Here is a 26,627-nt window from a genome sequence, read left to right on the forward strand (position 1 = left end):
TTGTGACCCCACACCATCACGCGCGACCCGCCGGCACGCTCGCCATCGTCGCGGACCCGGCCGCCCAGGTGCGGTAGCCGCCGTCCAGGTTGACGACGTCGCGGCCCTGCTGGGCGAGGATGCGGGCTGCGGTGTGGCCGCGCTGGCCCACCTGGCAGTGCACGACGAGGGGGCCGTCGGGCAGTTCGGCGAGCCGGTCGCGGAGGTCGTCAACCGGAATGTTCAGCGCGCCGGGGATGGCTCCGGCGGCGTGCTCGCGCGGCGTCCGGACGTCGATCAGGGTCGCGCCGTCCGCCAGCACGGAGTCGAGCTCGTGCCATTGGATGGTGCGGGTCGCGCCGCTTCGGAGGTTGTCGGCAACGTAGCCGAGCTGGTTGATCGGGTCTTTCGCCGAACCGAACTGCGGGGCGTACGCGAGTTCCAGTCGCGCCAGACCGGCGGCGGTGATGCCGCCGGCCATGGCGACCGCGATCACATCGATGCGCTTATCGACGCCCTCCCCGCCGACGACCTGCGCGCCGAGGATCGCGTCGGTCACCGGGTCGACCAGCAGTTTCATCGACATGGGGCTGGCGCCTGGGTAATAGGTCGCATGCGAGGTGGGGTGGGTGTGGATGGCGCGGTGGTCCCGCCCGGCGGCTGCGAGCTGCCATTCACTCCAGCCGACCTTCGCGGCGACGGTGTCGAACACCTTCACGATCGCGGTACCCAGCGCCGGCGTGTTCCGCTCGTCGCGGCCGGCGATCACATCGGCCACGGAGCGCCCGTGCCGATTGGCCAGGCCGGCCATCGTGATCAGCGCCTCTTCGCCGGAGAGCGCATCCACCTTCTCGACCCCGTCACCGACGGCGTAGATGTGCCGGTCGCTGGTGCGGTTGGCGGCGTCGACGGCGATGCCGCCGGTCGGGCCGATCCGCAGCCCGGCGGAGCGGGCGAGGTCGACGCTGGGCACGACACCGGAGGCGTCGACGATGAAGTCCGGGCGCAGGATCGCACCGTCGCTGAGCAGCACCGCGCCCGCCTCGACCGAGTCGATGGTCGCCGAGGTGCGCACGTCGACGCCGTGGCTGCGCAGCTGCGTCTCCAGGGGCGCGACCATCTCGGGATCCAGCGGGGTGAGGATCTGCGCCGACCGCTGGATGAGGGTCACGTGGATGCCGCGGCGCACCAGGTTCTCGACGGCTTCGAGCCCGATGAACCCGCCCCCGACGACGAGCGCCGACGGGTGGTCCGCTGCGGCTTGCACGAGCACGCCGATCGCGTCCACGTCCTCCACTGTGCGCAGGGTGTGGGTGGGGATTCCGGGATGCCCGGCGGCCTCCCGAGCGGACGCACCGACGGCGAGGATCAGTTCGTCGTAGCTCTCGATGAAGGTGTCGCCTGCGGCCAGGTCGAGCACTGAGACCGTGCGCGCGACAGGGTCAACGCTGATCACCTCGTGCCCGGTGCGCACGTCGAGCCGGAAGCGCGCCGCGAGCGACTGCGGCGTCTGCAACAGCAGCGAGGACCGGTCCGTGATCACCCCGCCGACGTAGTACGGCAGCCCGCAATTCGCGTACGACACGTAGGGGCCGCGCTCGAAGACCACGATCTCCGCCGACTCGTCGAGCCGGCGCAGCCGAGTCGCTGCGGACATTCCTCCGGCGACTCCGCCGACGATCACGGTCTTCATGGTTGGTTCCTCCCGGGGTCGGTTTGTTATACCCTCCCCGGTATCGTACTATACGGAGGGGGTATAACGAATCGCCCCACCGAACCCAGAAAGAGAGTCCGAACCCATGTGCTACCCCGCCACCTGCAAAGTCTGCGGAAAGACCACCTGGAGCGGCTGCGGCCAGCACATCGCCGACGTCCGCCGCCGCGTCCCCGCCAACCAGTGGTGCAACGGCAACCACACCGACGCCGAGAAGGCGGCCGCTTCCGGCGGCGGATTCTTCGGCCGGCTCTTCGGGCGCCGGTGACGATGAGTACCGTCACCGTCACCGCTGACACGCTCAAGAGCCGAGTCGAGCAGAACGACATCGTCCTGCTCGACTTCTGGGCGGCCTGGTGCGGACCCTGCCGCATGTTCGCGCCCGTGTTCGAAGCAGCGTCCGAACAGCACCCCGACATCGTCTTCGGCAAAATCGACACCGAGACCGAGCAGGAACTCGCCGCAGCCGCCGGGATCACCTCGATCCCCACGCTCATGGCATTCCGCGACGGCGTCCTCGTGTTCTCCCAGCCAGGAGCACTCCCCGCGCGCGACCTCGAAGACCTGATCCGGCAGATCCGCGCCATCGATCCGGCCGAACTGACCGCAGCCAAGGCGCGCGCCTGAGCTGACGGGATACCCTGGCGGGTACCGCGACACGCTCACCCGCACCGGCATCACGAGAAAGAAGACCACCGTGGCCACCACCGCCGCCGACATCAAACCCGTGCTCAATCGGCTGCGCCGCGCACAGGGTCAGCTGAACGCCGTCATCGCCGCCGTCGAGAACGGTGGCAAGTGCCGTGACGTCGTCATCCAACTCGCCGCCGTGTCCAGCGCGCTCGATAAGGCAGGCTTCCAGATCATCTCCACCGCCATGCAGAAATGCCTCACCGACCCCGACGACACCTCCGACCCGATGACCGTCGAGGAACTCCAAAAGCTCTTCATGACGCTGGCGTGACGACGGTCCCCTCGGGCTCGGCATCCCCTACACCCTCGCGGTCGCCGTCGAGGCGATCCGACGGCCGCAGAACGGCCCGTCATGAATGTCGCTTGGTCGGTTTCCATACTGTTCGGAGGAGTCCCCTGGCTCGGCGGTTACCTTCGCCCCCGGCCCCCAGCGGCAACCGACGGAATCACTGACTCAACGAGAGACGGCAGGCTGCGCCGCGAACACCTTTACAGCTACCAGTCCGATTGCCGCGCCTAGAAGTTGCGCGCCGATGTACCAGAGCGCGCTTGCAGGTGCGATCCCCGCGAAGGTGTCGGTTATGGTGCGGCCGATAGTGATGGCGGGATTGGCGAAGCTTGTGGAGCTGGTGAACCAATAGGCAGCTCCGATGTACGCACCGACCGACGGGGCGACGATCGCGCCCCTACCGGCCCGAGCGAGGATGAAGATGACCCCGATCAATCCAGCGGTGGCGACCACCTCAGCCAAAAGATGCGCCGGCGTCGCTCGCTCATTGCTGCTCACACTGACAGCAGCCTTGTCGAACATCACGTTCGCCACGACGGCACCACCGAGGCAGCCGAGGACCTGGGCAGGGAGGTAAGACCAGAGGTCACGCCGGGGGCGCCCTCCGATGGCCACGTCGACCAGAGTGACGACCGGATTGAAGTGAGCACCCGAGATGGGTGCGAAGACCACGATGAGCACCGTGAGACCGAGCGCCGTCGCCAGGGCGTTCTCCAACAATTGGAGACCGACGTCATTCGGTGAGAGACGCTGCGCAGCGATCCCGGAGCCGACGACAACGGCCGTGAGCCCGGCACTGCCGACGAACTCTGCGAGGACAGGACGGAGTGCAGCGGCCACAGGGATCCGGATGCGTCCGGAGGACGTGGCGGTCGCGGTCATGCGATAACCATCAGAACAACCGTGACGCGAGTGCCGACCTTCATGCGGGCGACACCTCCAGGCTCTTCAGCAGCTCGCGCACGCGCTGCTCGACCTCGTCGCGAATGCCGCGCACGGTGTCGACGGGCTGGCCCTGCGGGTCCTGCAGTTCCCAGTCCTGGTAGCGCTTGCCGGGGTAGATCGGGCAGGCGTCACCGCACCCCATCGTGATGACGACGTCTGCGGCCTGGACGACGTCATCGGTGAGCGGCTTGGGAAACTCGCGGCTCATGTCCAGGCCGATCTCGGTCATTACCTCGACCACGGCCGGGTTCAGTTCGTGGGCGGGCGTCGACCCGGCGGAGCGGACGTGGACACGGCCGCCGGAGAGCGACTCGGTGAGGACAGCGGCCATCTGGGAGCGGCCGGAGTTCTGCTCGCACACGAACAGCACCTCCGGCCAGATCACCGGCAGCGCCCCCTTCGCCTGGGCGAGCGCGGTCAGGCGTTCGGTGGCGAAGTGGATGGTGCGGGTCGCCAGGTGCGCCTTCACCGTGGCGGTGCGCAGCAGCGCCGTGTAGGACTCCAGCACATACCGCTCCACGGTCTCCCGATTGAAGACGCCTTCGAACTTCGCCGCCAGCTCGTCGGCCAGCCGGCGCAGGTACGCCTCTGGATACGCAAGCTCCGGCTGGCTACGCCGCCCGGTCACGTCGATGGTCACGGTCGTCACACCGCCGCGGGCAGCAGCTCGGCGAGCAGGTCCTGCACGCGCTGCTTGATGTCGTCGCGGATCGGACGGACCTCGTCCACCGGGCGGCCGGCGGGGTCGGTGAGCTCCCAGTCCTCGTAGCGCTTGCCGGGGAAGATCGGGCAAGTGTCGCCGCAACCCATCGTGATCACCACGTCGGATTCCTTCACGGCGTCGGTGGTGAGGATCTTCGGCTGCTCGCCCGCGATGTCGATACCCTCCTCGGCCATGACCTGCACGGCGACCGGGTTGATCTGGTCCTTCGGCTCGGAACCAGCGGAGAGAACCTCGACCCGGCCTCCGGAGAGCTCACGCATGAACCCGGCGGCCATCTGGGAGCGGCCGGCGTTGTGGATGCAGACGAACAGGACGGTGGGCTTGGTGTCAGACATGGTGGGTCTCGCTTTCTCTTCTCCAAGAAAGCATAGATGCACGTCTATGGTTTTGCTAGTCGGCGGCCGCGCTGTTCACGACTCGTTCAGCATCGATCCGGGTCAGGAGGTCCCGAACGCGTTCTTCGATGTCATCGCGGATCTCGCGCACCTTGGTCAGGGGCTGGCCGACGGGGTCGGGGATGTCCCAGTCGAGGTATTCGCGGCCGGGGTAGATCGGGCAGGCGTCACCGCAGCCCATCGTGATGACATAGTCCGCGGCTCGGACAGCTTCGTCAGTGAGGGGCTTGGGGAACTCGCCGCCGAGTGGGGTGCCGACCTCGTCCAGGACGGTGACGATCGTGGAGCGGACGGCGTCGGCCGGTTCGGAACCGGCGGTGCGGACCACGACGCGGTCGCCGGCGAGCTGACGCAGAATCGCCGAGGCCAGCTGGGAGCGGCCGGCGTTTTGCACGCACACGAACAGCACCTCCGGGACACCATCCCGTTCGCCGGTCGCGCGCAGCAGCGCATCGAGGCGGGAGACGGCGAACGCGCTGGTCAGGGAGGCCCGGTTTCTGCGGCCGTCGAGGCGGTCGTAGCTGTCGCGGACGTACTGTTCGATGCTTTCCCGGGCAAGGACGCCGCGGTAGCGGGTGGCGAGGTCCTCCACGATCCGATCCAGCGCGGCCACATCATCCGTCGGCTGTTCGTCACGGACGAGTTCGGCGACCCGATCGACTTGGCCAGTGGTGATCGAGTACCAGGCGGTCCGACCCTCCTGGGTGCGCTCAACCAGGCCCTCGTCGCGCAACAGCTTTAGGTGATGCGACACGGTCGGCTGCCGCAGGCCTAGCGTCTCGGCGAGGCGGGTGACCGAGCCACGGCCGTCAGGGGCGTCGAGAAGGAGACGGAGGATCCGGGCGCGGGTCGGGTCGCTGATGCGCTTCAAGCTCCGCAGCACGTCCGGTTCCGGCACCCCACCCATAGACGCCAGTCTATGCGCGCGGGGTTCCGGACTGGACTAGGAGCGGCAGGACGACCCGGACGCCACGGTGGAGCACACGCCAGTCTCCGACTCCTCTCGATCGTCGCCGCCTCCGACGGTGATGAGGCGTGCGCCTGCGACCTCACCGAACCGGTCGGACTCAGCCAGCCCACCGTCTCGCACCACCTGAAGATCCTGATGGACGCCAACTACCTCACGCGCTCCAAGCGCGGCACTTGGGCCTACTACAAGCTCGTCCTTGGCAGCCTCGACCGCGTTTCCGCACTGCTCGCCACCGCAACCGCATGATCATCCGCGCTCCCACCGGAGGACTGGCCGGCAGCCAAATTTGTCCCTGGCCTGCCTCGTCTATGCAGCGAACGAACTGATCGATTGTCCCATGGGCGCAATAGCCTTCAACAATGAGCAATCGCATCGAACAAGAGGTGGCTCGTGCGCTGGAGAGCGTTGACCGCCTCTTGGTCGCCTGGACAGAGATCGGGGAGCACCAGCGTGTTGGCAAGACGCACCAGACGATGTACAACGACATTGTCGAATTTGCCAATCTCCGGATGGAGACTGTCTCAACGATTGCCCTCCTAGTCCGTAGTGGCCGGGTTTCCGACGCGCTCGGACTCACTCGGTCCCTTCTTGAGCACGCCCTGCTCCTTCGCCTCATGACGAAAGGCAGTCGATACTTCCAGGTCGAGCCCGAGATCAAGCGAACACGCCAACAGTGGCGGGACGCCCTTTCCGAGGCCCGGGCCGAGCTAGAAGACCTACACGATCGCGGCGAGGCCTTGAGCTGCCTTAGCGTGCAACGCTATCCCGGGCGGGGCCGGGATCGACGCATGTGGGTTTACGAGGGATTGAAGAACGAAACCGAGCCGGGACTTCATTGTTCCGGTCCACTACTTTCACTACAACGAGTTCCGGCCAGACGTCTATCGCTTGGATGATGACGACTACTTCGACCCCGTGCCCTCCAGCTATCGCAGCCAGACCCCAAGTAGCGCACGATCGCGAAGAAAGCACCGGGACGAGGCTGGATTTCGCTACCGCTATTTCCTGAGCTACGACGCGCTCTTGATCTGTCTTTCCCTGAATCAACTTGCATCCGTCGAGGAGGTCAAACGCATCGAGGCGCACTACACCTTCTTGGGACAGTTTCTGCATCCCACGAATCGCGCCAGCCGCCAACTGCATGAGAATTCGAACAACTACATGGGTGGTTTCCACGTTGGATTGCCGCAACCCTACGACGCCGTCGCGCGCCTCCTAGCGGCGCTATATGCGGTCCACTTGACTGCGATGGTAGCCAACGAAATAGCTGACATGCTCGACGCTGCCCCGCGCCGGTATCTAGCCGAATCAGGAACATCGCCGATCCGGGCCCTACTCGACGAGGTCGGACAAAGGTTCAACTACTTTTGGTTCGTTTATAACGATGCGCCGCTCTACGACCGATACATCTACGCAATCAACGAAGCCTCGGACGAGGAGCTTGGGAAGGTGGGAGGCTACCCGTCGCTCCCTACCGACAACATCAAGTTCGACGCAGCCATTCTCGAACACCTGAGACACACGTTGCGGTCATGGAATAACCTGCGGGTCGGGGCGTACCGCTCCCCGCTTAGATGACTCCCTCTGGCGACCCGCCTCGAGATTCTCCCTCAGCCGACGCCGGAAGGGCCGCCGCCTGTCGGTTTCAGCGCGCCGAGTCGCTCTGAACGCGCAGCCGGATCAGTCGGTAGCCGAGTCCGATGGCGAGGACGATGACCCCGGCGATGATCGAGCCCAGCGGGAGGGTAGCGACGAGGATGAGGCATCCGATCGCGCCGGCGATGGCGAGGAAGCGCGGATAGCGGCGGTTCTCACGGGTCTGGGTCCAGGCGGCGGAGTTGGCGACGAAGTAGTACAGCAGGACGCCGAAGCTGGAGAAGCCGATTGCGCCGCGCAGGTCGGTGACCGCGACCAGCAGGCACACGATCAGGCCGAGAGTAAGTTCTGCCCGGTAGGGGGCGCTGAAGCGTGGATGTACGTCTGCGAACCAGCGCGGGATGTCGCGGTTGCGCGCCATGGCCAAGCTAGTGCGGCCGATTCCAGCGATCATGGCCAGCAGCGCCCCGAGCGCAGCCGCAGCGGCGCCGATGCGGATGACGATGCCGGGCCATGCGGCTCCCGTGGTGTTGGCAACCGCGCCGAGCGGGGCGGAAGCGGAAGCGAGCGCGGCCGGGCCGAGAGCATGCAGGGCAGAGACTGCGACGAGGACGTAGACGATCAGTGTGATCGTGAGGGCGGTCGTGATGGCCCGGGGGATCGTGCGCGCCGGGTTGATGACCTCTTCGCCCATTGTGGCGACGCGGGCGTAGCCGGCGAAGGCGAAGAACAAGAAACCGGCGGACTGCAGAACACCGTACACGGTCACTTCCGGGCCCGGCAGGGCCGCGCTGGCGGCGGTGTGGGTGAAGCCAATGATCACCGCGACCGTGAGCGCGACCAGGGAGATCGCGACCAGGACCCGGGTCAGCAGTGCCGTGCGGGTGATGCCCATCGTGTTGACGATGGTGAGCAGAATGACGGCCAGGATCGCGACCGGCTTCACCCACGGGCCGGGCACCGCGTAGGTGGCGAAAGTGATCGCCATCGCCGCCGAACTGGCGGTCTTGCCAACAACGAACGACCAGCCGGCGAAGAAGCCCGACCACTCGCCCAGTTGTTCACGCCCATACACATAGGAGCCGCCGGAGGTCGGATACTGCGCTGCGAGCTGCGCGGAAGAGGTCGCGTTGCAGAACGCGATGAACCCCGCGATCACGAGACCGAGCAGCAGCCCCGCGCCGGCGGCGGCAGCCGCTGGCGCAAAGGATGCGAAGATGCCGGCACCGATCATCGACCCCAGGCCGATGACAACCGCATCACCCAGATTCAGGCGGCGGGCAAGCGCGCCGTTGGCAGAAGCAGCCGGAGTGTTCGTCATGGCTTCTTGTCCTCCGGAAGGAGTTCATTGGCGAGTTCGCGGGTGGCTCGACGGCCCTCTTCGAGAGCGGCAACTCCGGCCGGGGTGGCCGTGTAGACGCGTCTCGTGCGCCCGTCGACAACAACTCGCTCGGAGACGAGCAAGCCATCGCGCTCCATGCGATGAAGTGTCGGATACAGCGTCCCTGGTGACAGGTTGTAGCCGTGGTGGGCAAGTTCCTCGCTCATCCAGGCCCCGTGAACTGGTTCCTCGGATGCATGGTGCAGCACGTGCAGCACGATCGCCGCCCTCTGAAGCTCATGCATGCGGCCAACAATATCGTGGTCCGATATCGGATTGCGATATCGATACATCTCTGAACAATCGGACCCACCCGAAAACGCCGTTCGAACGCTGCACTGAGTCCAACCAGTTGCCTTCGACCACCACCCCCTCGTGGAACACCTTCGGCGTGCTGCCCTTGCATTCGACGTCTTGCCATTCCGGCTGGCCGATCGTAGCTTCCTCCGCCAGCTCCGTTCCCTCCGGCCGCTATTTGCAGACTCCGCTCGCTGCGCTCCCTCCGCTTAGCAGCCGCTCCCTCCGGGCACTGCGCTGCCTCCACGCGCTTTGGATCTCTGTGCCGGAACGGCAAAAAACTGATCGGCGGGGGACAACGTAACCAACACCCGCTGACTCGACACGGACCCTGTGAGGGTCGATCGGGAGGCAAGGATCATGAACAGCAAAGTCATCACCCGGCACGAGGAGGAGCGTCAAGCGACGGCGGAGGCACTGCATGCGTCGATCGTGGAGCAAGTCCAGCAGCTAGCCGACAGCAGACAGTGGCGCGCATTCCTGGAGTTCGCCCGCTCCTTCCACAACTACAGCCTGAACAACGTGTTGTTGATCCTGTCCCAGAACCCAGACGCGACCATGGTCGCCGGATTCCGGCAATGGCAGGCCAAGGGACGCCAGGTGCGCAAGGGCGAAAGGTCGATCAAGATCTTCGGATACCGCGAAAAGAAGACGGCGAGGCCCGACAGCGACACCGCCGAGGCAACGGAAAATGATGAGCGAGTCGCGCGATACTTCCCCACCCTGTCAGTGTTCGACATCGCTCAAACGGATCCGATCGAAGGAGCCGAGCCGCTGCCGGAGGACCCGACCCGTCGGCTCACCGGTGAAGACGATCACGGCATCATCGCTCCCCTGTCGGCCCACCTCGAGACACACGGATGGAGCATCCACCGCGCACCGCTTACTAGGCCGTGTTGATCAAGAGGTTTCGCTCCCGGCTGGGTGAGTCTTAAGCGGTGACGCGACAGGAGATCTCTGACGAGGTGTGGGCCGTGATGGAGCCGTTGATGCCGACGGCGTCCGGGAGGTCGAGGCCGTGGGCGGATCATCGGTTGGCTGTCGAGGGGATGGCGTGGAAGTACCGCACCGGGGCTCCGTGGCGGGATGTGCCGGAGCGATTCGGGAAGTGGAACTCGATCTACAAGCGGTTCAACCGTTGGGCTGTGGACGGCACCTGGGAGAAGCTGCTAGCCGAGGTGCAGAAGCGGGCCGACGCCGCGGGGAAGATCGACTGGGTCGTCTCGATCGACTCCACGATCGCTCGTGTGCATCAACACGGCGCGACCCTGAAGCGGGACACAGGGGCTCTGCCGAATCACAAGAATCCGTGGTTCGAGCCGCCTGATCACGGGATCGGACGCTCCCGTGGCGGGCTGACGACCAAGCTGCACCTGGTCTGCGACGGTCGCGGCCGGCCGCTGGGGATGATGATCACCGGCGGGAACATCAACGACACCACGATGATGACCGCAGTACTCGAGGACATCCGCGTCCCCCGCGACGGGAAGGGCAGGCCACGGACCCGCCCGGACCGGGTGCTCGCCGACAAGGGGTACCCGTCGAAGGCGAACCGTGCTTGGCTCCGCGACCGCGGTATCGCGGCGGCCATCCCGGAGCGTGATGACCAGGTCGCGCACCGCCGCAAGAAGCCGGGCCGGCCGATCGACTTCGGCGAACAGCAGAAGGAACGCTACAAGGGCCGCAACGTCGTCGAGCGCTGCTTCAACCGGCTCAAGCAGTGGCGCGGCATCGCGATGCGCTCCGACAAGCTCCTCCGCAGCTACCGAGCCGCCGTCAGCCTCGCCGCGACGCTCATCTGGATCAAATCAGACTTGATCAACACGGCCTAGCGCTAGCGGATTCACCGACCCCGAGTCGCACCAGGTGACCCTGGCCGAGAACCTCGCAGTCGAGCAGGCGGCCAAGACCCTCATCCACGAGACAGCGCACATTGAGCTGCGCCATATCGACGACATCGACGAGTACCGCGCTCATCGGGGACGGATGGAGGTCGAAGCCGAATCGGTGGCCTTTATCGTTGCCGGCCTGACAGGATTCGACACCAGCTCGTACAGCATCGGCTACATCACCGGATGGGCGAACGAAGACACATCCGTCATCCGAGCCACGGCGACACGCGTGCTGAAGACCGCGCACACGATCGCGGGAACTATCGACCACGTCGAATAGCTCCACCGCAGAAGCTGAACCCCGACCCCCATTTGGGTCGGGGTTCTTTCACGCCCGCCGCGGACAGCTGGTAAGGAACGACGCAAGACGCAGAGGAGGGCGAGAGGGGAGGGAACGAGGAACGAAAAAAGGGACGGAAGGAGGGAGATAAGGGACGGAGGAGACGAAGCAGAAACGAGGAGAACGAGAGACAAAGAAAGGAAAGAAAAAGGCGAATGCACGCAGGCACTTTCTGTGGAATGCGAGTATTCTGGGCGGCATGCGCGGGGGTGTGGCGCGGTGGAAACGAGGGGTTGCCTCACAGGGGGTGAGGCAAGCGATCGCGTACGCGTTCGGCGGTGTCTGCGATTCCCACCTCACTGCGAAGACCGCGCAAGGGGTGCTCGCGGCGGCGGATTACGCGGGTGCGGTGATGACCCGGTACATCGTGGAGAACGGGTCGATCCGCGATGATCTGCTCACCCGCAAGCAGCTGCGCACCTGGGTCGATGGCGGCGACCCTCTCACCGGTGAGCATCGCGGGTTCGAGATGTCCTCCCCCAATGCGGATCTGGTGTTGGATGCGACGATCAACGCGCCGAAGTCGTTCAGTATCGCCGCGATGCTGGACCCGGAGTTGAACGCGGCGTACGAGGACCTCCAGGACCGACTGAGGGACCGGATCATCCACCTCTGGCAGGAGGAGCTCAACGCGCGGCGTGGGAAGGGGGCTGCATCAGGGAAGACCTCGCTCGCGTCGAGGTGGTCGAGCTCAAGCATGAACGCTCCCGCTCCCTAGACCCGCACAAGCACCGGCACCTGTGGTTGAACGTGAAAGTCCAAGGCATCGACGGGAAATGGTCCAACGTGGACACCCGGGTTGCGTTGCGGTTCCAAAACGTCATCAACGCCGAAGGCGACCTCGCCGCCCGCACCGACCCCGCCTGGATCACCGCGCTCGCCGCGAAAGGGTTCGCTCTCAATGACGACGGGGAGATCACCCAGTTACAGCACCTGGTGCGGCCGTTGTCGAAGCGGTCCGCGCAGATCGAGACCAACAAAAACGCCCGCACCGCCTGGTGGAAGCAACAGCATCCCGGGCAGGAGCCCTCCCACGATGTGATGAATCAGATCGACCGATGGGCGTGGGCCGCCGGGCGACCAAACAAACCCGGGCACCTCGACGAAGACGACTGGACAGGCCTAATCCGCCACGAGCTCCTCGTCGCGGACCCGCGACTCGATCACGAACGTGCTTCGGCTGATGTGAGTGAGGTCAGGGTCGAGGATCTCGACCTCGAGTTGCTCGCGGAGAAGGCGATCGTGGACGCGGACGCCCGCTCGACTGGCACGGGAGGCCGCTTCAGCGTGATGGACGTTCGGGCTGGAGCAATCCGCGCAATCGCCGCCACCGGCCTCATCGCAGATCGTGACGAACTCACGCCGCTGGTTGAGAAGGTCGCTGAAGATGCGACCCGCGTCCACACGGTGACACTGCTCTCCGAACCGAATGTCCCCGATCACATCAAGCACCTCATGGCGACTAACACGGCCACCCTCAAAGCCACGCTCGCTCACCGGATCGCCGCCCTGTCGACGACGGGGACGACCATGAATCCTGATGAGGTCAGGAGAATCGCGCACGTCATCGAGCCCGAGCGAACGCTCGACGCCGGCCAGCTCGACGGCGCAACAGCGATCGCAGGAACCTCACGAAGCGTAGCTATCTCCGGAGCTGCCGGCACCGGCAAAACCACGATGCTCAAGGTGGCCGGCGCCGCGCTGCGTCGACAGGGTCGCAACTTGATCATCGTCGCTCCGACAAAGAAGGCCTCCGCCGTGGCTGGCCGAGAAACCCAAAGCGACTCATCCTCCCTCCACCAGTTGCTGCACGACTACGGCTGGCGCTGGACAACCGGCGACAGTGGAGCAACAAGCTGGACTCGGCTCAGCCCAGGTGACATCGATCCGGCCACCGCGAAAACCTACGCTGGTCCGCGGATAAGGATCCGCCCGGGCGATCGCATCGTCGTTGACGAAGCCGGCATGCTCGACCTAGAAGCAGCCAGGGGTCTCGTCGATGTACTGGAGCGCACCGGTGCAGGAGCGGCATTAGTCGGCGATGAACGCCAAGCGCTGCCGGTCGGGCATTCGGGTGCGATGGCACTCTTCTGGCGAAGCGCTGCGGACCAGGTCGAGCTCTCCACGATTCACCGCTATAAGGATCCATCGTGGGCCGACCTGAGTCTGCGACTTCGGGAGCCCCGTAACCAGGAAGCCGCAGCCGCGGTCGCAGACGAACTACTGAAAAACGGACATGTAGTTCTCACCAGTAACGACGCCGCGGCACAGCAGGCAATGGTCGACGGGTGGATTGACGCAAGCCGCAGCGGACAGACGATCGCGCTGGTCACGGCAACGCACGCCGAAGCCCAAGCTGTGAGCGAAATGATCCAGGCGCGCCGGATGCAGAACGGAACCGTCTCGACCGACGGCTGTGTTCTCGGCCAGGCAGGTCAGGCCATCTTCATCGGGGATGTTGTACAAACTCGCCAAAACGATGGCCGTGCCGACGTACAGAACCGCCAGAGCTGGATCGTGAAGAAGATCACTTCTGAGTGGGTAGTGCTGGTGTCCGCGTTTGATTCGTCAGATCTCCGGAACATCAGCCACGACTACGCCAACTCTCACCTTCACCTCGGGTACGCAACGACCGTATACGGTGTCCAGGGTGAGACGACCGACCTCTCCCTGGTCGGCCCCGGCGTGGACGCTGCCGGTCTCTATGTCGGGCTCACGCGCGGCAAACAGAGCAACTCGGTCATCCTCGTCGCCCCGACCGAGGTGTCCGCGAAGTCGCAACTCATGGAGATGATGCAACGAGGATCCATCGAGGAGACGCTTCAAGCGTCGCGCGGCGCCGCTCAAGTCGAGTTCAACCGTGCCGCGCAGGCCCGCTTTGGTCCGCGCGCGCCGGTGTCGCGTGAGGGTGTTGGACCGGCCGCCTCACCCTAACCGGGTGCCGGTCAGGCTGTCGCTAGACCATTCGCGCACAAGTTTCGGCCAAGGGCGTTAGCTCCGTCCAGGGCGCCGTCCAACGCGCGATATCGCAGTAGAGCGATCCCAAGGGTGTCAGCGCGCGCTCTAGCGACCGGGCGCACACCGCCGGGCACAAAGATTAGAGGGTGCCGACCATCGGTGGATGCGACAATCGCAGCCTGCTCAACCGGGTCGACGTCTAGGTTGGCGCGGTCATCGCGAACCCAGGCCAGGTAACGACCGCTGTACAGATCACACGTCTCGCGCGTTTCGACGGAAGCTACGACAGTATCTGCCGCGCCCAGGAACACCATCCATTCGCGGCACAGTTCGATTGCTCCCTCGCCGGAAGCCCCATATCGGCGCGGGGCCGGTGCGTCATGTGTCACGTCTCAAGTGTGCATCCGACCGCCGATCCACACGAAGTCCTCGCCTCGTTGCTCTGAGCCTCGACAGAGAGCCTTGCGGAGTGTCTGTCCGGGCTTCCAGGCCGCGCGAATTTAGTTCATGGGTAGAACTTCAACATCGCCACTCGAGCATTCGAAGCGTCGCATCCAGCGCAGATCATGCCGTGCAAGGGTGCAGCCACATGGTTCGGTGATCGCGGGTCACTCGTCCAGTCGATGCGCCTACGCTAAGTAGCGATGAACCAGGACCTTGTCGACAGAGCTCGAACACTCGCGAGCGAGCGTTTGGCCGTTGCCATGCCCGAGCGCTGGGCGCATGTCCTCGGAGTCGCGAGAACTGCGTCCGATATAGCCCCACGGCTTGTAACAAGAGACGCCGACGCGGTCGTTGCCGCGGCGTGGCTGCATGACGTTGGCTACGCACCGAGCATCGCCATGACGGGTTTTCATCCTGTGGACGGTGCGAGGTTCGCCGAGTCTGCTGGCATGCCCCTTCTGGTTGTCTCCCTCATCGCGCACCACTCGGGAGCCAGTGCCGAAGCAATCGAGCGCGGACTTACTGCCGAACTGGCGGAGTTCGATCGTCCACCCCGTGACGTCCTTGATGTGGTGACCTACGCGGACATGACCACGGCGCCCGATGGGACGCCAATCGACGCTGAGAGGCGCGTATCGGAGATCCTTTCTCGCTATTCGAGCAATGATCCGGTGCATGCCGCGGTCTCTCGGTCGTCTGCCGAGTTGCTTGCCTCGGTGGCCCGAATCAAGGAGCACCTCCGGTTGGCGCCTGCTGGGGCTCCTCAGCCGAGGTAGGGCAAATCACGTCGTTCGAGGTAGTGGTCAATCCGTAGCCTCATCGAAGGGTGCATCGACAGGCCAGCGATCTCCTGGGGTTCGACCCATGCGACTTCCGTCGACTCGGAATCGAAGGCAAGCTCGCCGCCGATCAGCTTGGTCACGTAGCAGATAGAGAATTGCTGTCGGACTTCTCCATCGTCGTACTTCATGACGTGATGGGGGTTCGTGTAGATGCCGACGAGGCCGGTGAGCTCCACGTCAAGGCCGGTCTCTTCCTTGACCTCGCGCACAGCGCAATCCTCAATGCTTTCGCCGAGTTCCATGCCGCCGCCGGGCAATGCCCAGAGGCCGTTGTCTTTTCGATGCACGAGGGCGATGCGTCCTTGGCCGTCAATTACGACTGCCGTGGTTGAGGGCACGACGCTGTTCGCCTTCGGCGCGTCAGGGTCGTTGTAGTAATCGATTCGCGCCACTGCCTCAGCTTTCGATCGGGAACTCGGCTTGCCTTGCGCTGCTCCACACGGCGTCGAACGCGACCGCATACGTGTCCCACAGTTCGGGCTCGGCCTCTCTGGGCAGTTCGATCACGGGGTTCTCGCCGGCCGGCGAGCCGAAGATATGGTGGTTGGCGTAGAGCATGTCGTCGATGAAGAACATCGAGGTATAGAGCGGCGTGCTGTGCGTGCGAATCTCTACCCCCTCGACCTCCTTCAGCGGCTCGAGGTGAACGAGGGTCATACGGCAACGCGCGGCAAGTGCGTCGCCGATCCTCTCCTCGGAACCGCGTTGAAGGACACCGTCTGAATCCGGCGCGCCCACCGCAAACCGGATCTTCGTGCCCCGCGCGGCCGCGCCTTTGATGATGCGGGTGAATCCGTGAAGCGCGTCCCAGAGGAAGGTGCCACCGTAGACACAGATATCGATGCGCTCGGTGGCCGCCTCGAACATCTCGCGCCACAGATCGATTGGGACCTGGGCCCGCGACGGGAACAACCGGACTTCGATGGTCGCGTCGTGAATCGCGTGTCGAATGCCGAAACGTGGCCATAGATCTTCAGCGGTGACGCCCAGGGCCGCGGCGATCTCTTCGGCAATCCGAGTCTTGGGCGTGGTCTCGCCCCTGATCGCGCGCTGAACGGTGCGCTCGTCGCATCCCGCACGAGAAGCGAGGTCACGGATGCTTATCCGCTGCTTATCCATCTGCTCGGCCAAGAGACGTCCAGTTCCGACGCCAGCCGCTCTTTGAATCACAGTCATGAGGCTCCCCAAACCAGATCTTGCCTGCAACCTCTGACACATTCTGACACTCGTCTGGCCTTCCACTGTCAGATTCGGCCGTGTGCACTCATTGTTGTGGCCGCCAACCGGCGCTGCCACCTGCAACGAGACGGAGGAAATGAGACATGCGTCTGAGCAACATCGACGAAGCACTATTCCCCGCGGTCAGTTCCGGTAACAGGGAGTCATGATGCGAAGCCCGAGAGAGATCGGCATCGAGTTGTTCGACGGGATGCATCAATTGAGCGTGACAGTTACGGGAAGGCCCATCCCAGCACACGAGCTATGCGAGATCCTTGCGAGTCTCGAGGCTGCTGGCGGCTACAACTTCGGCGAGGTACTGAGCCGATTGGCGAGAGGGTTCGAGCGATCGCTTCGTGACGACGAGACTTCCCCCATATCCGTTCGCGAACGACTTATTGCTTGCCTGGTGCGAAGGGCCGCAGAGCAAGCGCAAGAGATCGCGCTGTGCCTCGAGGCCGCGTGTTGCGAGTTGGAGACGCTGGCGCCCCGAGATGTCAGCGACTCGAATCACTTTGCGTAAGTGATCGCCAACGACATGAGCGCAAGACCAAAGTAGGAGCAGATGGAGGCGGCATGAACAACAGAAAAGGCCAGGGTCGGGGCAACGCAAATTCCGTTGCGCCATTACTTCTGACAGAAGCAGAGACGGCAGCGATACTCCGAATCGACCGGACCACGCTCGCGCGCCTGGTCGATCAAGGAACTTGTCCGCTGAGCCCGGTGAACCTCACGCCACGGATACGTCGGTACCGCCTAGCTGAAGTCGAGGAGCTGACGGGTTCCCATGTGGTGATGCCGTAATGGCAATCGATAAGCGCCCTTCAGGCAAATATCGGGTGCGCGTCTTTCTGGACCACGTAGTGGTGGGGACTCGATCATTCGAGCGAAAGGCGGACGCCCAGGCCTGGGAGAAGGAGCAGTACCGCGTTCTCTCGCTGGGAGGGATTCCCTCCCCTTCCCTGTCGCTGCTTCCTGTCGCCGGGTTGATAGCTCGTTTTCTCAGCGCTCGGCAGACGCGCGTTTCGCCGCACACGTGGCGTACCGACTCGGACAACCTTCGCCACGTGCCTTCGACGTGGCTGCGTCGACCGGTATCCACGATCACCGCATCCGACGTACACGACCTGCTAGCAAGTCTGCTGGCCGACGGATTCGCGCGTTCGACCGTTACTCGGATGAGAGTCACCCTCTCCGCTCTATTCGAGTACGCCGTCTCAGAACACTTCGCACCTGCAAACCCTGTCCGGGGTGCTCGTATGCCTGTGGTTGTCGGCCTCCCGTCGCGACCCAAAGCGGATACATGGACGCCCGAAGAGATGTCGAGAACCATCGAGGCGCAGCGGGTGGTTAATCCTGCAATGGCCGAGGTGACTGAATTTCTCGGGCTCACCGGCCTGCGGTGGTCAGAGCTGAGGGCGCTGCGCGTCGAAGATGTGGCGCAGATTCCGATGCCGGCGTTACATGTATGGCGCGCGCAATCAGATGGATATGCCGAAAAGACGCTGAAGAGCAACTCCGGCGAGGTACGGTCCCGAACGATTCCCCTTCGTCCGCGGGCCTCAGAGATCGTGGCCCCTCGGGTTGAAGGCGCTCCCCCGGAGCACACCTGTTTCGCTCAAAGACGGGGAAGCAGTTGAGAGGAAATTTGTTCCGCCGTCAGGTGCAGTGGAATGCGACAACGTGCCGCGGACTCACGATTCACGCGCTACGACACTTCGCAATTTCGTATTGGTTACTTCGCGGCGTAGACGTCAAGACCGCCGCCGAGTGGTCAGGGCACAAGAACCCGACGGTGCTGCTGTCCACCTACGCTCATGTCCTCGGCATCGATGCCAACCGCGCAGCTCTCGCCCTTCTAGACACCCCTGCTGTCCCAGCGCTGTCCTGGGGCGCGGTTCCTGACGGCTTGAAAGGCCTCGACTAGTGTCGCCACGAGGCTTTAGAAACCATCGCTTATCAGCCCTTTTGCTGCGGAGACGGTGGGATTTGAACCCACGGTGCCCTTAACGGGCACTCCACCTTAGCAGGGTGGTGCACTAGGCCTGACTATGCGACGTCTCCTGAGCGCCCGCGGGCGGACGCACGTCAGCCATCATAACGGACGTTGCGGGGGCGCCCGGACACCCCGCTCTCAGGCGCTGTAACTCCGGCGCTGTAACTCAGGGGCCGGAACTCAGGCGCCGGTGCTCGGGAGCTGGTGGACCAGCTGCAGCATCGCCGACATCAGGATGAGCGACACGGCGACCCCGGCGGCGATCGTGACGACCAGCACCGCGATCGACGCCCAGAGGACGCCCGCTCCCCGGCCTCCCGCGACGCGGCGCACGATCACCGCGCGGCCGATCGTGTAGACCGGCCACGCCAGGAAGGACCAGGCCCAGTGGAACGGCCGCTCGACGCCGCGGCGTTCCAGGGTCCGGTGGTCGAGCCGGCTGAAGACGATCGACAGGGCGAAGATCACCCAGCCGAGGATGCTGCTGACGAGATAGCCGGGCGAGGTCAGCAGCACGAGGTTCGCGGGGCTCGGATGCGCGAACGCGGCGAGCGACCGGCTGACGCCGCCGATCGTGGCCAGCGAGAGGACGGTGCTCAGCAGCGGCAGCAGCACCACCAGCCAGATCCACGTCGTGTACACCGGCGTCTCGGGGGGCAGGGGACGGCGGTCCGTGGCGTAGCGCACGGGAGGTGCGGTGGGCAGCCCTGGAGCGTGTCCGCTCACGGCCGCCACCCACTTCGTGCCGTCCCACCAGCGCAACGGCGCCTCGCCGAACGGGTCCGGGTACCACCCGGGTCCGAGCTGCCGGCTCACGTCGCCCATCTCACCGTGCGCCATTCAGAAGTACCCCACGATCTCGTCCACGGCCTGCCGGGCGTCCCCGAACAGCATCCTCGCGTTCTCGCGGTAGAACAACGGGTTCGGCACGCCCGCGTAGCCCGCGGCCATCGAGCGCTTGAAGACGATGACCTGACGGGCCTCCCACACCCGCAGCACCGGCATGCCGGCGATCGGGCTGCCCGGGTCCTCGGCGGCGGCGGGATTCACCGTGTCGTTCGCGCCGATCACGAGCACCACATCCGTGTCGGACAGCTCGTCGTTGATCTCGTCCATCTCCAGCACGATGTCGTACGGGACGCGCGCCTCAGCGAGCAGCACGTTCATGTGGCCGGGGAGGCGCCCGGCGACCGGGTGGATGCCGAACCGCACCTCCACGCCGCGATCGCGGAGCTTCTGGACGAGCTCGGCGACCGGATACTGCGCCTGGGCGACAGCCATCCCGTAGCCGGGCGTGATCACGACGGAGGTCGCGTTCTGCAGCAGCTCGGCGGTCTGCTCGGCGGTGACCTCCTGATACTCGCCCTGTTCCTCGGCGGCCGCGGACGGCGCCTCGATTCCGAACCCTCCCGCGATGACCGAGAGGAAGGAGCGGTTCATCGCCTTGCACATGATGTACGAGAGATACGCACCCGAGGAGCCGACGAGCGCGCCGGTCACGATCAGCAGGTCGTTGTCGAGGAGGAAGCCCGAGGCGGCGGCGGCCCAGCCGGAGTAGCTGTTCAGCATCGAGACCACGACGGGCATGTCGCCGCCGCCGATCGACGCGACGAGGTGGACGCCGAGGGCGAGCGCGATCAGCGTGACGACGGCCAGGAGCCACAGTTCGGGCGTGATGACGTACCAGACCGTCAGCCCCACGAACACGACGAGCGCGCCGACGTTGAGCGCGTTCTTGCCGGGCAGCACGAGCGGGCGCGACGAGATGCGCGCGGAGAGCTTCAGGTAGGCGACGATCGACCCGGTGAAGGTGACGGCGCCGATGAAGATGCCGATCACGACCTCCGCGTTGTGCACGCCGCGCAGCGAGCCGGTGAGCTCGGGATGCGAGAGGTGGCCGGTCCAGCCGACGAGCACGGCGGCGAGACCGACGAAGCTGTGCAGGAGGGCGATGAGCTGCGGCATCCCGGTCATCTGCACGACCCGCGCGCGCCACAGACCGATGGCGGCGCCGACGGCCATCGCGGCGATCAGCAGGACGATCGAGGAGGTCGGCAGCACCAGGAAGCCGATGGTCGCGGCGAGCGCGATCCCCATCCCGACCATGCCGTAGACGACGCCGCCGCGGGCGGTCTCGTGCCGAGACAGGCCGGCGAGGCTCATGATGAAGAGGACGGCCGCGACTAGGTAGGCGGCGCCCGCGATGCTGAGGCTCACCGGTTCGCTCCGCGCTTCGGGTCGGATCCGCGCTTCGGGCCATGCCCGCTCTTCGGGCCGGATGGGCCGCGCCCGGCCGCGTCGCTCCGCGTGAACATCGCCAGCATCCGCCGCGTCACCGCGAACCCGCCGAACACGTTGATGGAGGCCACCAGCACTGCGATCGCGGCGAGCGCCTGCACCGTCGGATCGTGCGAGGTCAGCTGCACGATCGCGCCGACCACGATGATGCCCGAAATGGCGTTCGTCACGCTCATCAGCGGCGTGTGCAGCGCGTGGTGAACGTTGCCGATCACGTAGAACCCGATGACCGTCGCCAGCACGAGCACGGTGAAGTGCTGCGGCAGCGGTGCGGGAGCGAGCGACGTCAGGGCCAACAGGACGGCGAGGCCGACAGCCGTCAGCACCGCCTTGCGCACCGGCGTCAGCCATGGCTCCTTCGCCGCGGCCACGGCGACCGGGGCGGCGACGGGAGGCGGCGCGGCCGAGACGGTCACGGGCGGCGGCGGCCAGGTCGTCTCGCCGTCGCGCACGACGGTCACCGACCGCTGCACGACGTCGTCGAAGTCGAGGACGAGCCTCCCGTCCTTGCCGGGCGTCAGGAGGGTGAGGAGGCTGACCAGGTTGTTGCCGTACAGCTGCGACGACTGGGTCGGCAGCCGGGACGGGAGGTCGGTGTAGCCGAGGATGATCACCCCGCCCGGTGTGACCACCCGCTGCCCCGCCACCGACCCGGCGACGTTGCCGCCCTGCGCGGCGGCCATGTCCACGATGACCGAGCCGGGCCGCATGCTCGCGACGTCCGCCTCCGTGAGCAGCTTTGGCGCGGGGCGGCCCGGGATGAGCGCGGTCGTGATGACGATGTCGACGTCCCGTGCCTGCTCCGAGTAGATCTCGGCGGCGCGCCGGTCGTAGGCCTCGCTGGTCGCCTTCGCGTAGCCGTCGGTCGACTGCATCTCATCGGCGCCGGCGACCTCCACGGCCAGGTACTCGCCGCCGATCGACCGCACCTGATCGGCGACCTCCGGCCGCGGGTCGGTGGCGCGGACGATCGCGCCCATGCTCGACGCGGCGCCGATCGCGGCGAGGCCGGCGACGCCCGCGCCTGCGACGAGCACCTTCGCGGGCGGGACCTTGCCGGCGGCGGTGACCTGGCCGGTGAAGAAGCGCCCGAACTCGTGGGCGGCCTCCACCACGGCGCGGTAGCCGGAGATGTTCGCCATCGAGCTGAGCACGTCCATCGACTGCGCCCGGGAGATGCGCGGGACGGCGTCGAGGGCGAGGGCGGTGATCCCGCGCTGCGAGAGGGCGGCGAGGAGATCGGGGCGCAGGCCCGGGCTGAGGGTCGCGATGAGGGTGGCGCCGTCGGAGAGGAGGGCGATCTCGTCCTCGGTCGGCGGGGCGACCTTGATCACGATGTCCGCGGCCCACGCGTCGGCCCGGGAGGTCACGGTCGCGCCCGCGGCGGCGAAGGCCTCGTCGGTGAACGCGGCCCGGGCTCCGGCACCGGCCTCGACGCGGACGTCGTACCCCAGGGAGACGAGCTTCTTCACGGAACTCGGGCTGGACGCGACCCGGGCCTCCCCGGCCGTTCAGCAACGATGCCGACGTACGACACCTGGCCTCCCTCGGCTTTTCCCTGGACACTAGCAGGCCGCACCCTCCGAAAAGAGTCTCGGCGGCGACACGTGCTCGATCTCCTTCCGAACGGCGTCGGGAAGGAGATCCTGACGTGTCCTCCTGTCCGCGTACGCGTCGTGGTCCTGAACCGATGAGGTCTCCCAGCGGCCCGCTCATCCGCATAAACTCCGGAGGATGACCGCACGGATCGCCAACGTCACCTTCCACGCCGCCGACCCGGCGGCGCTCGCCCGCTTCTGGGCCGCCGTCATGGGCTACCCCGAGCCCGAGTGGCTGACGCCGGAGGAGGAGTCCGAGCTCCGCGCCGCGGGCCTGACCGACGACGACCTCGCCGCCCGCGCGGTGGCGTGGGACGAGGACCCGGCCCACCAGCGCTTCTACTTCACCCGCTACCGCCACGACAAGCTTCAGCGCAACCGGATGCACATCGACATCACCCCTCCGCCGACCGCCACGCCACGCGCGAAGAGGTGGAGGCCGAGGCCGAGCGGCTCGTCGGGCTGGGCGCGACAGTGGAGAAGGTCCTCGACGGATCGTGGGGGCCGTACCCGGAGTTCGCGATTATGATGCGCGATCCGGAGGGGAACGAGTTCTGTCTGCAGTGAGGTGCGTCAGCGGTCCTTGAAGTAGCGGAACAGGTGCTTCTCGCTCATCGCCGCCGTCGCGACGATCACCCCGACGAGAGCCCCGGCCACGCCGGCAAGAGGAACCACGACCAGCGACGGGAAGACCGCGAGCTCATCGCCGCGCTCGACCATCGAGGCGCCCACCGCGGCGACGCCGACTCCGATGGCTCCCGCTGCCCCCGACCAGGCGCCCGCCTCGAGGAGGCCGAGGGCCACGAGGTCGCCTTTCGCCAGGCCCGCGTGGAGCGCGGAGGTGTGCTGAAGGCGCCGCATTCTGACGCCGGCGAATCCGATTCCGGCGGCGATCAGGGCAGCCGCCGGGGCGGCGGCCCTGGTCAGACGGTCCGCGAAGGACGCGTTTCCTTCGAATGATGCGCCGTACGTTGGATTGAGCTGCATGACCTGGGGTTTGTCCTCGGAGGCGTCATCGGCCGGTGACCTGGTCGCGAGCAAGAGGGCGCGGAGGTTCGGAAGCTGCGGCCAGGCCGTAGCCCAGCATTCATCGAACGATCCGGGCGCATTGGTGACCGACAGGACCGCGTAGCCGAAGCCCGCGCGCCGACCGTCGGACGGCCAGCCGTAGACCTCGGCCACACGCATAGGGCCCGCGTCGGTCGCGACCTCGTCTCCGGGACGGGCGCCGATCATGTCCGCGAGTTCGTCCGGGACGAGCACACCGCCCGGCGACCCTCTTCGATCTGAGACGAGGGCGGCGAACCCGGGCGAGACCTCGTGCGCCGGAGCGGGAGCGTCGGGAAGGGTCGCGATCGCGATCTTCCGCGAGGTCGAGCGAAGGGCCCCGGAGGCCATGACCCCCGGGACGTCCGTGAGTGCTTCGCACGCCGCGCCGTCCACGTGGCCGTCCGCGACGAGGACTTCCGTGGCGGCGCCCGACGAACGGAATCGCTCCGCGGAGGCGACCAGGCCGGCGGTCGTCATCGCGTCCAGGAGCACCAGCGATGCGAAGACGGCTGCCGACAGCACGCTGAACAGGGCGAACCGGGTGGTCCCCGTCGCGATATTGCGGCCGGCCTCGCGGAAGAGAGCGGAGAGCTTCACCCTGACCCGCTCCCTCCGAGAGCGCCCAGGTCGAGCAGTCCCGTGCATGCGTCGCGCGTGCGTGCGTCGTGCGTGGCGACGACCACGATGGTGTGCGGGTCGGCGACCGCCGCGATCGCCGCATCCACGCGCTCCGCGGTGCGCCGGTCGAGCTGGGCGGTGGGCTCGTCGATCAGGAGGAGACTCGGCCGCGACGCCAGCCCGCGGGCGAGCATGAGGCGTTGCGACTCCCCACCGGAGAGGTCGCCGAAGCGCCGACGTGCGATGGACTCCAGACCGAAGCGGGCCAGATAGGCGTGCGCCTGCTTCTCGGCGGCCGGCGCGGACTCCCCGCGGGCGAGGATCGGCAGCGCGACGTGGTCGATGGCGGTGCGTCGCGGCGACCCGAGCGGGTTCTGAAACACCCAGCTCACCCTGCCGATGTCGGTGAGTCGGATCGCCCCCTCAACGGGCCGGCCGCGCCCCGCGAGCAGGGAGAGCAGGGTGCTCTTACCCGAGCCGGACGGACCGGTCAGGGCGTAGACCTCTCCTGGACGGAACTCGAACGTCAGACTCCGGAACAGCCAATCCCCCGACCGCCCGAAACGGTGGCCCACTTGGTCGAGCGCTACGTGCACGTCGGGCGTCTCGCGTCGGAGATCAGCACCGTGTCCGGCCGCTGCTCAGCGTCGAACAGGACGAAGGTCTGGCCAAGCTGGGATCCGACGATCGTGACGCGCAGAGCCGTGTCGCCCGCAGCGACGCACCCGGCTGAGCCTTTGATCGCGTATACGGCAGACGGAGGCACTACGCCGACACGCACTGGGGTGGCGAGCTCGAGGGTGCCGCGGATCGCGCCGGGGTTTTCCGCCTCCGCTGCGTCGCCACCCCGCCCGGTCGCTTTCGCCGAGTCGTCGCGCAGGAAGGAAGGCGTCGCAGCCAGCGCGGCGAGCGCCGACGCGTCATCGACGCTCCCCGTCTCATCGACGGCGACCGCGACCGAGTCGACGGTCAACCTCCGTTCACTGTCGGCGAGGTCGGCGATCGGCTCGATGACCGACACGCGGGTGATCGCACCCGAGGTCGTCGCGAGCACATCGCCTGCCGCATGCGACTCTCCCACCGATGCCCGGCACTCACCGAAGGCGACGGAGGCGGCGGGAATCCAGACGATGCGGGCGGCCTCGACGCGCTCGGGGTCGGGCGCTGCGTCCCCCGCGCGCTCGAACAACGTGATGGTCGCCGCCAGCGTGCGCCGACCCACCGTCCCGTCCGCGGTCACCACGTATCCGAGCCGCACCAGTTCCTTCTGCAGGGCGGTGACGTCGTCTCCCCGATCGCCGAGTGCGAGCTCCCGCCAGAGCGGCACCGCCGTCGCAAGTGCGACCAGGGGGCGTCCGTCGATGCCGACCAGCGCCGTCCCGGACTCGACGGTGGCACCCGGCGCGCAGGCGAAGGAGGTGATGCGCCCACCGGTCGCTGACTCCAGACGTGATTCCGGCTGGGACTCGACCCGCAGGGTGACCGCGCGCCTGTCCGAGAAGTCCTGGTACGAGACGGGCGCCGACGTCGCGAGGCGCGGGGCCGCGAGAGAAGCCGGTGGGTCGCTCGTCATCCAGAGCCAGACGGCGGCCGCCCCCGAGGCGAGCAGGGCGACGACGAGAACCGCGATCACGGCGACTCGCGGGAACAAGGCCCTCATCGTGTCTGCTTTTCGAGGAGCCCGAGCGGATCGGAGCTGCACTCCTTGAGTGCCTCCTCGCCACGCGCCTTGTCACTGAACGGATACGTCTGCCCGAGGGTGTCACGCCTCACGTCTGCTGCCGAGTACGTCGGCGGGACGACCTTCTTCTTGACAAGGCAGGCCGCCGCGATCGCATCCTCGTCGAGGTTCTGCGGGTTGCGTCTCATTTGGAAGTAGAGGAGGCCGACGGTGTCCAGGCCGGAGGCCGCTGAACAGTCGTCGGCTATCCCGTTGGCCTCTGCGGTCGTCGTGCCGTTTCCGGGGCGGAACCCGTAGCCGCCAAGCGGCTTGAATCCCTCGAAGGTGACGTTGCGATCGCCCATGCACGTTGCGAATGCGTTCTCCATCTCGGCGAACTCCGCGTCGGAGATCCGGTCATCCTCCAACGCCATCCGTTCGAAATCTGTGGTCGCGTGCCTGCGGGCGTCGTCGAACTCGTCCGTCCACCCGTTCGCCGAGGCCGTCGGGCTGATCGCCCCGGCTTCGTCCGCCCTTTCGTCCGAGGAACAACCCGAGAAGGCCAGGACGCACGCGATCGCGATGCCGACCCGATTGCTGAGTCTCTTCATCACTGCTCTCAGCGACAAGGGTGGGGCGGCGAACACGCGCCGCCCCAACCGTTGTCGGCTTAGTAGTTGTAGTAGTACCAGGTGTTGCCGGTGATGGTCCACGCGACGGAGGCGTATGA

At 66.2% G+C, this 26,627-nt stretch carries 29 protein-coding genes, 1 tRNA gene and 3 pseudogenes; 16 read left to right on the plus strand and 17 right to left on the minus strand.

What is annotated here, in order from left to right; translation table 11 throughout:
* Nucleotides 1-16: 16 nt before the first annotated feature.
* A complete protein-coding gene (locus ACR5MH_RS13795) occupies nucleotides 17-1,672 on the minus strand; it encodes an FAD-dependent oxidoreductase (RefSeq protein ID WP_431347721.1) in 1,656 nt (551 codons plus the stop codon).
* Between the two features lie 106 nt (nucleotides 1,673-1,778).
* Here ACR5MH_RS13795 and ACR5MH_RS13800 point away from each other — a divergent pair, with 106 nt between their 5' ends.
* The 3 genes from ACR5MH_RS13800 (at nucleotide 1,779) to ACR5MH_RS13810 (ending at nucleotide 2,657) form a co-directional block, all read left to right on the plus strand.
* Nucleotides 1,779-1,961 carry a hypothetical protein gene (locus ACR5MH_RS13800; RefSeq protein ID WP_431347722.1) on the plus strand — a complete coding sequence of 61 codons (183 nt, stop codon included), beginning with the start codon at nucleotides 1,779-1,781 and terminating at the stop codon, nucleotides 1,959-1,961.
* 2 nt (nucleotides 1,962-1,963) lie between these two features.
* On the plus strand, nucleotides 1,964-2,320 hold the full coding sequence (gene trxA / locus ACR5MH_RS13805) for a thioredoxin (protein ID WP_431347723.1): 357 nt from the start codon (nucleotides 1,964-1,966) through the stop codon (nucleotides 2,318-2,320).
* Between the two features lie 70 nt (nucleotides 2,321-2,390).
* Nucleotides 2,391-2,657: a metal-sensitive transcriptional regulator gene (locus ACR5MH_RS13810; protein ID WP_431347724.1), complete on the plus strand. Its 267-nt coding sequence runs from the start codon at nucleotides 2,391-2,393 to the stop codon at nucleotides 2,655-2,657.
* 183 nt (nucleotides 2,658-2,840) lie between these two features.
* Here ACR5MH_RS13810 and ACR5MH_RS13815 read toward each other — a convergent pair whose 3' ends face one another.
* From ACR5MH_RS13815 to ACR5MH_RS13830, 4 genes are read right to left on the minus strand one after another with little or no spacing between them, the layout of a single operon-like run.
* Nucleotides 2,841-3,557, minus strand: a complete 717-nt coding sequence (locus tag ACR5MH_RS13815; protein ID WP_431347725.1) for an aquaporin — start codon at nucleotides 3,555-3,557, stop codon at nucleotides 2,841-2,843.
* A gap of 40 nt (nucleotides 3,558-3,597) precedes the next feature.
* Nucleotides 3,598-4,260, minus strand: a complete 663-nt coding sequence (locus ACR5MH_RS13820; RefSeq protein ID WP_431347726.1) for an arsenate reductase ArsC — start codon at nucleotides 4,258-4,260, stop codon at nucleotides 3,598-3,600.
* Nucleotides 4,261-4,265: 5 nt separating this feature from the next.
* A complete protein-coding gene (locus ACR5MH_RS13825) occupies nucleotides 4,266-4,679 on the minus strand; it encodes an arsenate reductase ArsC (protein WP_431347727.1) in 414 nt (137 codons plus the stop codon).
* 55 nt (nucleotides 4,680-4,734) lie between these two features.
* The gene (locus tag ACR5MH_RS13830) at nucleotides 4,735-5,646 is read right to left on the minus strand and encodes a metalloregulator ArsR/SmtB family transcription factor (protein WP_431347728.1); all 912 of its coding nucleotides are present in this window, start codon (nucleotides 5,644-5,646) and stop codon (nucleotides 4,735-4,737) included.
* Nucleotides 5,647-5,658: 12 nt separating this feature from the next.
* On the opposite strand from ACR5MH_RS13830, the gene ACR5MH_RS13835 reads away from it, so the two are divergent.
* The 3 genes from ACR5MH_RS13835 to ACR5MH_RS13845 all read left to right on the plus strand — a co-directional run bounded on the left by ACR5MH_RS13835 (nucleotide 5,659) and on the right by ACR5MH_RS13845 (nucleotide 7,287).
* On the plus strand, nucleotides 5,659-5,955 hold the full coding sequence (locus ACR5MH_RS13835; protein WP_431347729.1) for an ArsR/SmtB family transcription factor: 297 nt from the start codon (nucleotides 5,659-5,661) through the stop codon (nucleotides 5,953-5,955).
* A 113-nt stretch (nucleotides 5,956-6,068) separates the two neighbouring features.
* Nucleotides 6,069-6,605 carry a hypothetical protein gene (locus ACR5MH_RS13840; protein ID WP_431347730.1) on the plus strand — a complete coding sequence of 179 codons (537 nt, stop codon included), beginning with the start codon at nucleotides 6,069-6,071 and terminating at the stop codon, nucleotides 6,603-6,605.
* Nucleotides 6,598-7,287, plus strand: coding sequence for a hypothetical protein (locus ACR5MH_RS13845; RefSeq protein ID WP_431347731.1), 690 nt, complete (start codon nucleotides 6,598-6,600; stop codon nucleotides 7,285-7,287). Before ACR5MH_RS13840 ends, ACR5MH_RS13845 begins: the two co-directional genes overlap by 8 nt.
* A gap of 67 nt (nucleotides 7,288-7,354) precedes the next feature.
* Here ACR5MH_RS13845 and ACR5MH_RS13850 read toward each other — a convergent pair whose 3' ends face one another.
* Together ACR5MH_RS13850 and ACR5MH_RS13855 are read right to left on the minus strand one after the other, a co-directional pair.
* A complete protein-coding gene (locus tag ACR5MH_RS13850) occupies nucleotides 7,355-8,626 on the minus strand; it encodes an APC family permease (RefSeq protein ID WP_433861864.1) in 1,272 nt (423 codons plus the stop codon).
* The gene (locus tag ACR5MH_RS13855) at nucleotides 8,623-8,931 is read right to left on the minus strand and encodes a PadR family transcriptional regulator (RefSeq protein WP_431347732.1); all 309 of its coding nucleotides are present in this window, start codon (nucleotides 8,929-8,931) and stop codon (nucleotides 8,623-8,625) included. The genes ACR5MH_RS13850 and ACR5MH_RS13855 overlap by 4 nt, the downstream gene beginning before the upstream one ends.
* A 412-nt stretch (nucleotides 8,932-9,343) precedes the next feature.
* Here ACR5MH_RS13855 and ACR5MH_RS13860 point away from each other — a divergent pair, with 412 nt between their 5' ends.
* The 6 genes and pseudogenes from ACR5MH_RS13860 to ACR5MH_RS13885 all read left to right on the plus strand — a co-directional run bounded on the left by ACR5MH_RS13860 (nucleotide 9,344) and on the right by ACR5MH_RS13885 (nucleotide 15,393).
* Complete coding sequence (locus tag ACR5MH_RS13860) at nucleotides 9,344-9,883, plus strand: ArdC family protein (RefSeq protein WP_431347733.1); 540 nt, start codon at nucleotides 9,344-9,346, stop codon at nucleotides 9,881-9,883.
* A gap of 38 nt (nucleotides 9,884-9,921) precedes the next feature.
* Complete coding sequence (locus tag ACR5MH_RS13865; RefSeq protein WP_433861865.1) at nucleotides 9,922-10,815, plus strand: IS5 family transposase; 894 nt, start codon at nucleotides 9,922-9,924, stop codon at nucleotides 10,813-10,815.
* A gap of 34 nt (nucleotides 10,816-10,849) precedes the next feature.
* Nucleotides 10,850-11,155 carry a hypothetical protein gene (locus tag ACR5MH_RS13870; protein WP_431347734.1) on the plus strand — a complete coding sequence of 102 codons (306 nt, stop codon included), beginning with the start codon at nucleotides 10,850-10,852 and terminating at the stop codon, nucleotides 11,153-11,155.
* 412 nt (nucleotides 11,156-11,567) lie between these two features.
* A pseudogene (locus tag ACR5MH_RS13875) lies at nucleotides 11,568-12,271 on the plus strand (relaxase domain-containing protein); the annotation flags it as partial.
* A 474-nt stretch (nucleotides 12,272-12,745) separates the two neighbouring features.
* Nucleotides 12,746-14,149: an ATP-dependent DNA helicase gene (locus ACR5MH_RS13880; RefSeq protein ID WP_431349422.1), complete on the plus strand. Its 1,404-nt coding sequence runs from the start codon at nucleotides 12,746-12,748 to the stop codon at nucleotides 14,147-14,149.
* 668 nt (nucleotides 14,150-14,817) lie between these two features.
* Nucleotides 14,818-15,393: an HD domain-containing protein gene (locus ACR5MH_RS13885; protein ID WP_431347735.1), complete on the plus strand. Its 576-nt coding sequence runs from the start codon at nucleotides 14,818-14,820 to the stop codon at nucleotides 15,391-15,393.
* Here the strand turns inward: ACR5MH_RS13885 and ACR5MH_RS13890 are convergent.
* Nucleotides 15,381-15,851 (minus strand): NUDIX hydrolase, encoded by a 471-nt coding sequence (locus ACR5MH_RS13890; RefSeq protein WP_431347736.1) that lies wholly within the window; start codon nucleotides 15,849-15,851, stop codon nucleotides 15,381-15,383. The two genes, ACR5MH_RS13885 and ACR5MH_RS13890, sit on opposite strands and share 13 nt — an antisense overlap.
* Nucleotides 15,852-15,855: 4 nt before the next feature.
* Entirely contained in the window at nucleotides 15,856-16,590 is a 735-nt protein-coding gene (locus tag ACR5MH_RS13895; protein ID WP_431347737.1) for a helix-turn-helix domain-containing protein, read from the minus strand.
* A gap of 663 nt (nucleotides 16,591-17,253) precedes the next feature.
* Here ACR5MH_RS13895 and ACR5MH_RS13900 point away from each other — a divergent pair.
* Both ACR5MH_RS13900 and ACR5MH_RS13905 read left to right on the plus strand, forming a co-directional pair.
* Nucleotides 17,254-17,481: a helix-turn-helix transcriptional regulator gene (locus tag ACR5MH_RS13900; protein ID WP_431347738.1), complete on the plus strand. Its 228-nt coding sequence runs from the start codon at nucleotides 17,254-17,256 to the stop codon at nucleotides 17,479-17,481.
* The gene (locus ACR5MH_RS13905; RefSeq protein WP_431347739.1) at nucleotides 17,481-18,317 is read left to right on the plus strand and encodes a tyrosine-type recombinase/integrase; all 837 of its coding nucleotides are present in this window, start codon (nucleotides 17,481-17,483) and stop codon (nucleotides 18,315-18,317) included. Before ACR5MH_RS13900 ends, ACR5MH_RS13905 begins: the two co-directional genes overlap by 1 nt.
* A gap of 334 nt (nucleotides 18,318-18,651) precedes the next feature.
* Here ACR5MH_RS13905 and ACR5MH_RS13910 read toward each other — a convergent pair.
* The 4 genes and pseudogenes from ACR5MH_RS13910 to ACR5MH_RS13925 all read right to left on the minus strand — a co-directional run.
* Nucleotides 18,652-18,741, minus strand: a tRNA-Ser gene (locus ACR5MH_RS13910).
* 112 nt (nucleotides 18,742-18,853) lie between these two features.
* A complete protein-coding gene (locus ACR5MH_RS13915; protein WP_433861866.1) occupies nucleotides 18,854-19,513 on the minus strand; it encodes a DUF2510 domain-containing protein in 660 nt (219 codons plus the stop codon).
* Nucleotides 19,514-20,890: a Re/Si-specific NAD(P)(+) transhydrogenase subunit beta gene (gene pntB / locus ACR5MH_RS13920; RefSeq protein ID WP_431347742.1), complete on the minus strand. Its 1,377-nt coding sequence runs from the start codon at nucleotides 20,888-20,890 to the stop codon at nucleotides 19,514-19,516. It lies immediately after the preceding gene.
* A gap of 86 nt (nucleotides 20,891-20,976) precedes the next feature.
* Nucleotides 20,977-22,479: pseudogene (locus ACR5MH_RS13925) on the minus strand (Re/Si-specific NAD(P)(+) transhydrogenase subunit alpha); the annotation flags it as partial.
* Nucleotides 22,480-22,705: 226 nt separating this feature from the next.
* Between ACR5MH_RS13925 and ACR5MH_RS13930 the strand changes: the two are divergent.
* Nucleotides 22,706-22,813 (plus strand): annotated as a pseudogene (locus ACR5MH_RS13930) (VOC family protein); the annotation flags it as partial.
* A 65-nt stretch (nucleotides 22,814-22,878) separates the two neighbouring features.
* On the plus strand, nucleotides 22,879-23,136 hold the full coding sequence (locus ACR5MH_RS13935; protein ID WP_433862653.1) for a VOC family protein: 258 nt from the start codon (nucleotides 22,879-22,881) through the stop codon (nucleotides 23,134-23,136).
* A gap of 6 nt (nucleotides 23,137-23,142) precedes the next feature.
* Here the strand turns inward: ACR5MH_RS13935 and ACR5MH_RS13940 are convergent, their stop codons facing one another.
* The 4 genes from ACR5MH_RS13940 to ACR5MH_RS13955 are packed head-to-tail and all read right to left on the minus strand — an operon-like array spanning nucleotide 23,143 to nucleotide 26,544.
* Nucleotides 23,143-24,216 carry a hypothetical protein gene (locus ACR5MH_RS13940; RefSeq protein WP_431347745.1) on the minus strand — a complete coding sequence of 358 codons (1,074 nt, stop codon included), beginning with the start codon at nucleotides 24,214-24,216 and terminating at the stop codon, nucleotides 23,143-23,145.
* On the minus strand, nucleotides 24,213-24,812 hold the full coding sequence (locus ACR5MH_RS13945; protein ID WP_431347746.1) for an ATP-binding cassette domain-containing protein: 600 nt from the start codon (nucleotides 24,810-24,812) through the stop codon (nucleotides 24,213-24,215). Before ACR5MH_RS13945 ends, ACR5MH_RS13940 begins: the two co-directional genes overlap by 4 nt.
* Before the next feature lie 11 nt (nucleotides 24,813-24,823).
* Nucleotides 24,824-25,897 carry a peptidoglycan-binding domain-containing protein gene (locus tag ACR5MH_RS13950; protein ID WP_431347747.1) on the minus strand — a complete coding sequence of 358 codons (1,074 nt, stop codon included), beginning with the start codon at nucleotides 25,895-25,897 and terminating at the stop codon, nucleotides 24,824-24,826.
* Entirely contained in the window at nucleotides 25,894-26,544 is a 651-nt protein-coding gene (locus ACR5MH_RS13955) for a hypothetical protein (protein ID WP_431347748.1), read from the minus strand. The genes ACR5MH_RS13950 and ACR5MH_RS13955 overlap by 4 nt, the downstream gene beginning before the upstream one ends.
* Nucleotides 26,545-26,627 lie beyond the last annotated feature (83 nt).

Origin of the sequence: Streptomyces sp. L7, from assembly GCF_050990935.1 — a bacterium.
GTDB lineage: Bacteria > Actinomycetota > Actinomycetes > Actinomycetales > Microbacteriaceae > Leifsonia.

Bases quoted from the DNA above. Each gene is read 5' to 3' on its own strand.
- ACR5MH_RS13795 (WP_431347721.1), bottom strand. From the start codon at position 1,672: ATGAAGACCGTGATCGTCGGCGGAGTCGCCGGAGGAATGTCCGCAGCG.
- ACR5MH_RS13800 (WP_431347722.1), top strand. From the start codon at position 1,779: ATGTGCTACCCCGCCACCTGCAAAGTCTGCGGAAAGACCACCTGGAGC.
- trxA (WP_431347723.1), top strand. From the start codon at position 1,964: ATGAGTACCGTCACCGTCACCGCTGACACGCTCAAGAGCCGAGTCGAG.
- ACR5MH_RS13815 (WP_431347725.1), bottom strand. From the start codon at position 3,557: ATGACCGCGACCGCCACGTCCTCCGGACGCATCCGGATCCCTGTGGCC.
- ACR5MH_RS13825 (WP_431347727.1), bottom strand. From the start codon at position 4,679: ATGTCTGACACCAAGCCCACCGTCCTGTTCGTCTGCATCCACAACGCC.
- ACR5MH_RS13830 (WP_431347728.1), bottom strand. From the start codon at position 5,646: ATGGGTGGGGTGCCGGAACCGGACGTGCTGCGGAGCTTGAAGCGCATC.
- ACR5MH_RS13835 (WP_431347729.1), top strand. From the start codon at position 5,659: ATGCGCGCGGGGTTCCGGACTGGACTAGGAGCGGCAGGACGACCCGGA.
- ACR5MH_RS13840 (WP_431347730.1), top strand. From the start codon at position 6,069: ATGAGCAATCGCATCGAACAAGAGGTGGCTCGTGCGCTGGAGAGCGTT.
- ACR5MH_RS13850 (WP_433861864.1), bottom strand. From the start codon at position 8,626: ATGACGAACACTCCGGCTGCTTCTGCCAACGGCGCGCTTGCCCGCCGC.
- ACR5MH_RS13855 (WP_431347732.1), bottom strand. From the start codon at position 8,931: ATGCATGAGCTTCAGAGGGCGGCGATCGTGCTGCACGTGCTGCACCAT.
- ACR5MH_RS13860 (WP_431347733.1), top strand. From the start codon at position 9,344: ATGAACAGCAAAGTCATCACCCGGCACGAGGAGGAGCGTCAAGCGACG.
- ACR5MH_RS13880 (WP_431349422.1), top strand. From the start codon at position 12,746: ATGAATCCTGATGAGGTCAGGAGAATCGCGCACGTCATCGAGCCCGAG.
- ACR5MH_RS13885 (WP_431347735.1), top strand. From the start codon at position 14,818: ATGAACCAGGACCTTGTCGACAGAGCTCGAACACTCGCGAGCGAGCGT.
- ACR5MH_RS13900 (WP_431347738.1), top strand. From the start codon at position 17,254: ATGAACAACAGAAAAGGCCAGGGTCGGGGCAACGCAAATTCCGTTGCG.
- ACR5MH_RS13905 (WP_431347739.1), top strand. From the start codon at position 17,481: ATGGCAATCGATAAGCGCCCTTCAGGCAAATATCGGGTGCGCGTCTTT.
- ACR5MH_RS13915 (WP_433861866.1), bottom strand. From the start codon at position 19,513: ATGGCGCACGGTGAGATGGGCGACGTGAGCCGGCAGCTCGGACCCGGG.
- ACR5MH_RS13950 (WP_431347747.1), bottom strand. From the start codon at position 25,897: ATGAGGGCCTTGTTCCCGCGAGTCGCCGTGATCGCGGTTCTCGTCGTC.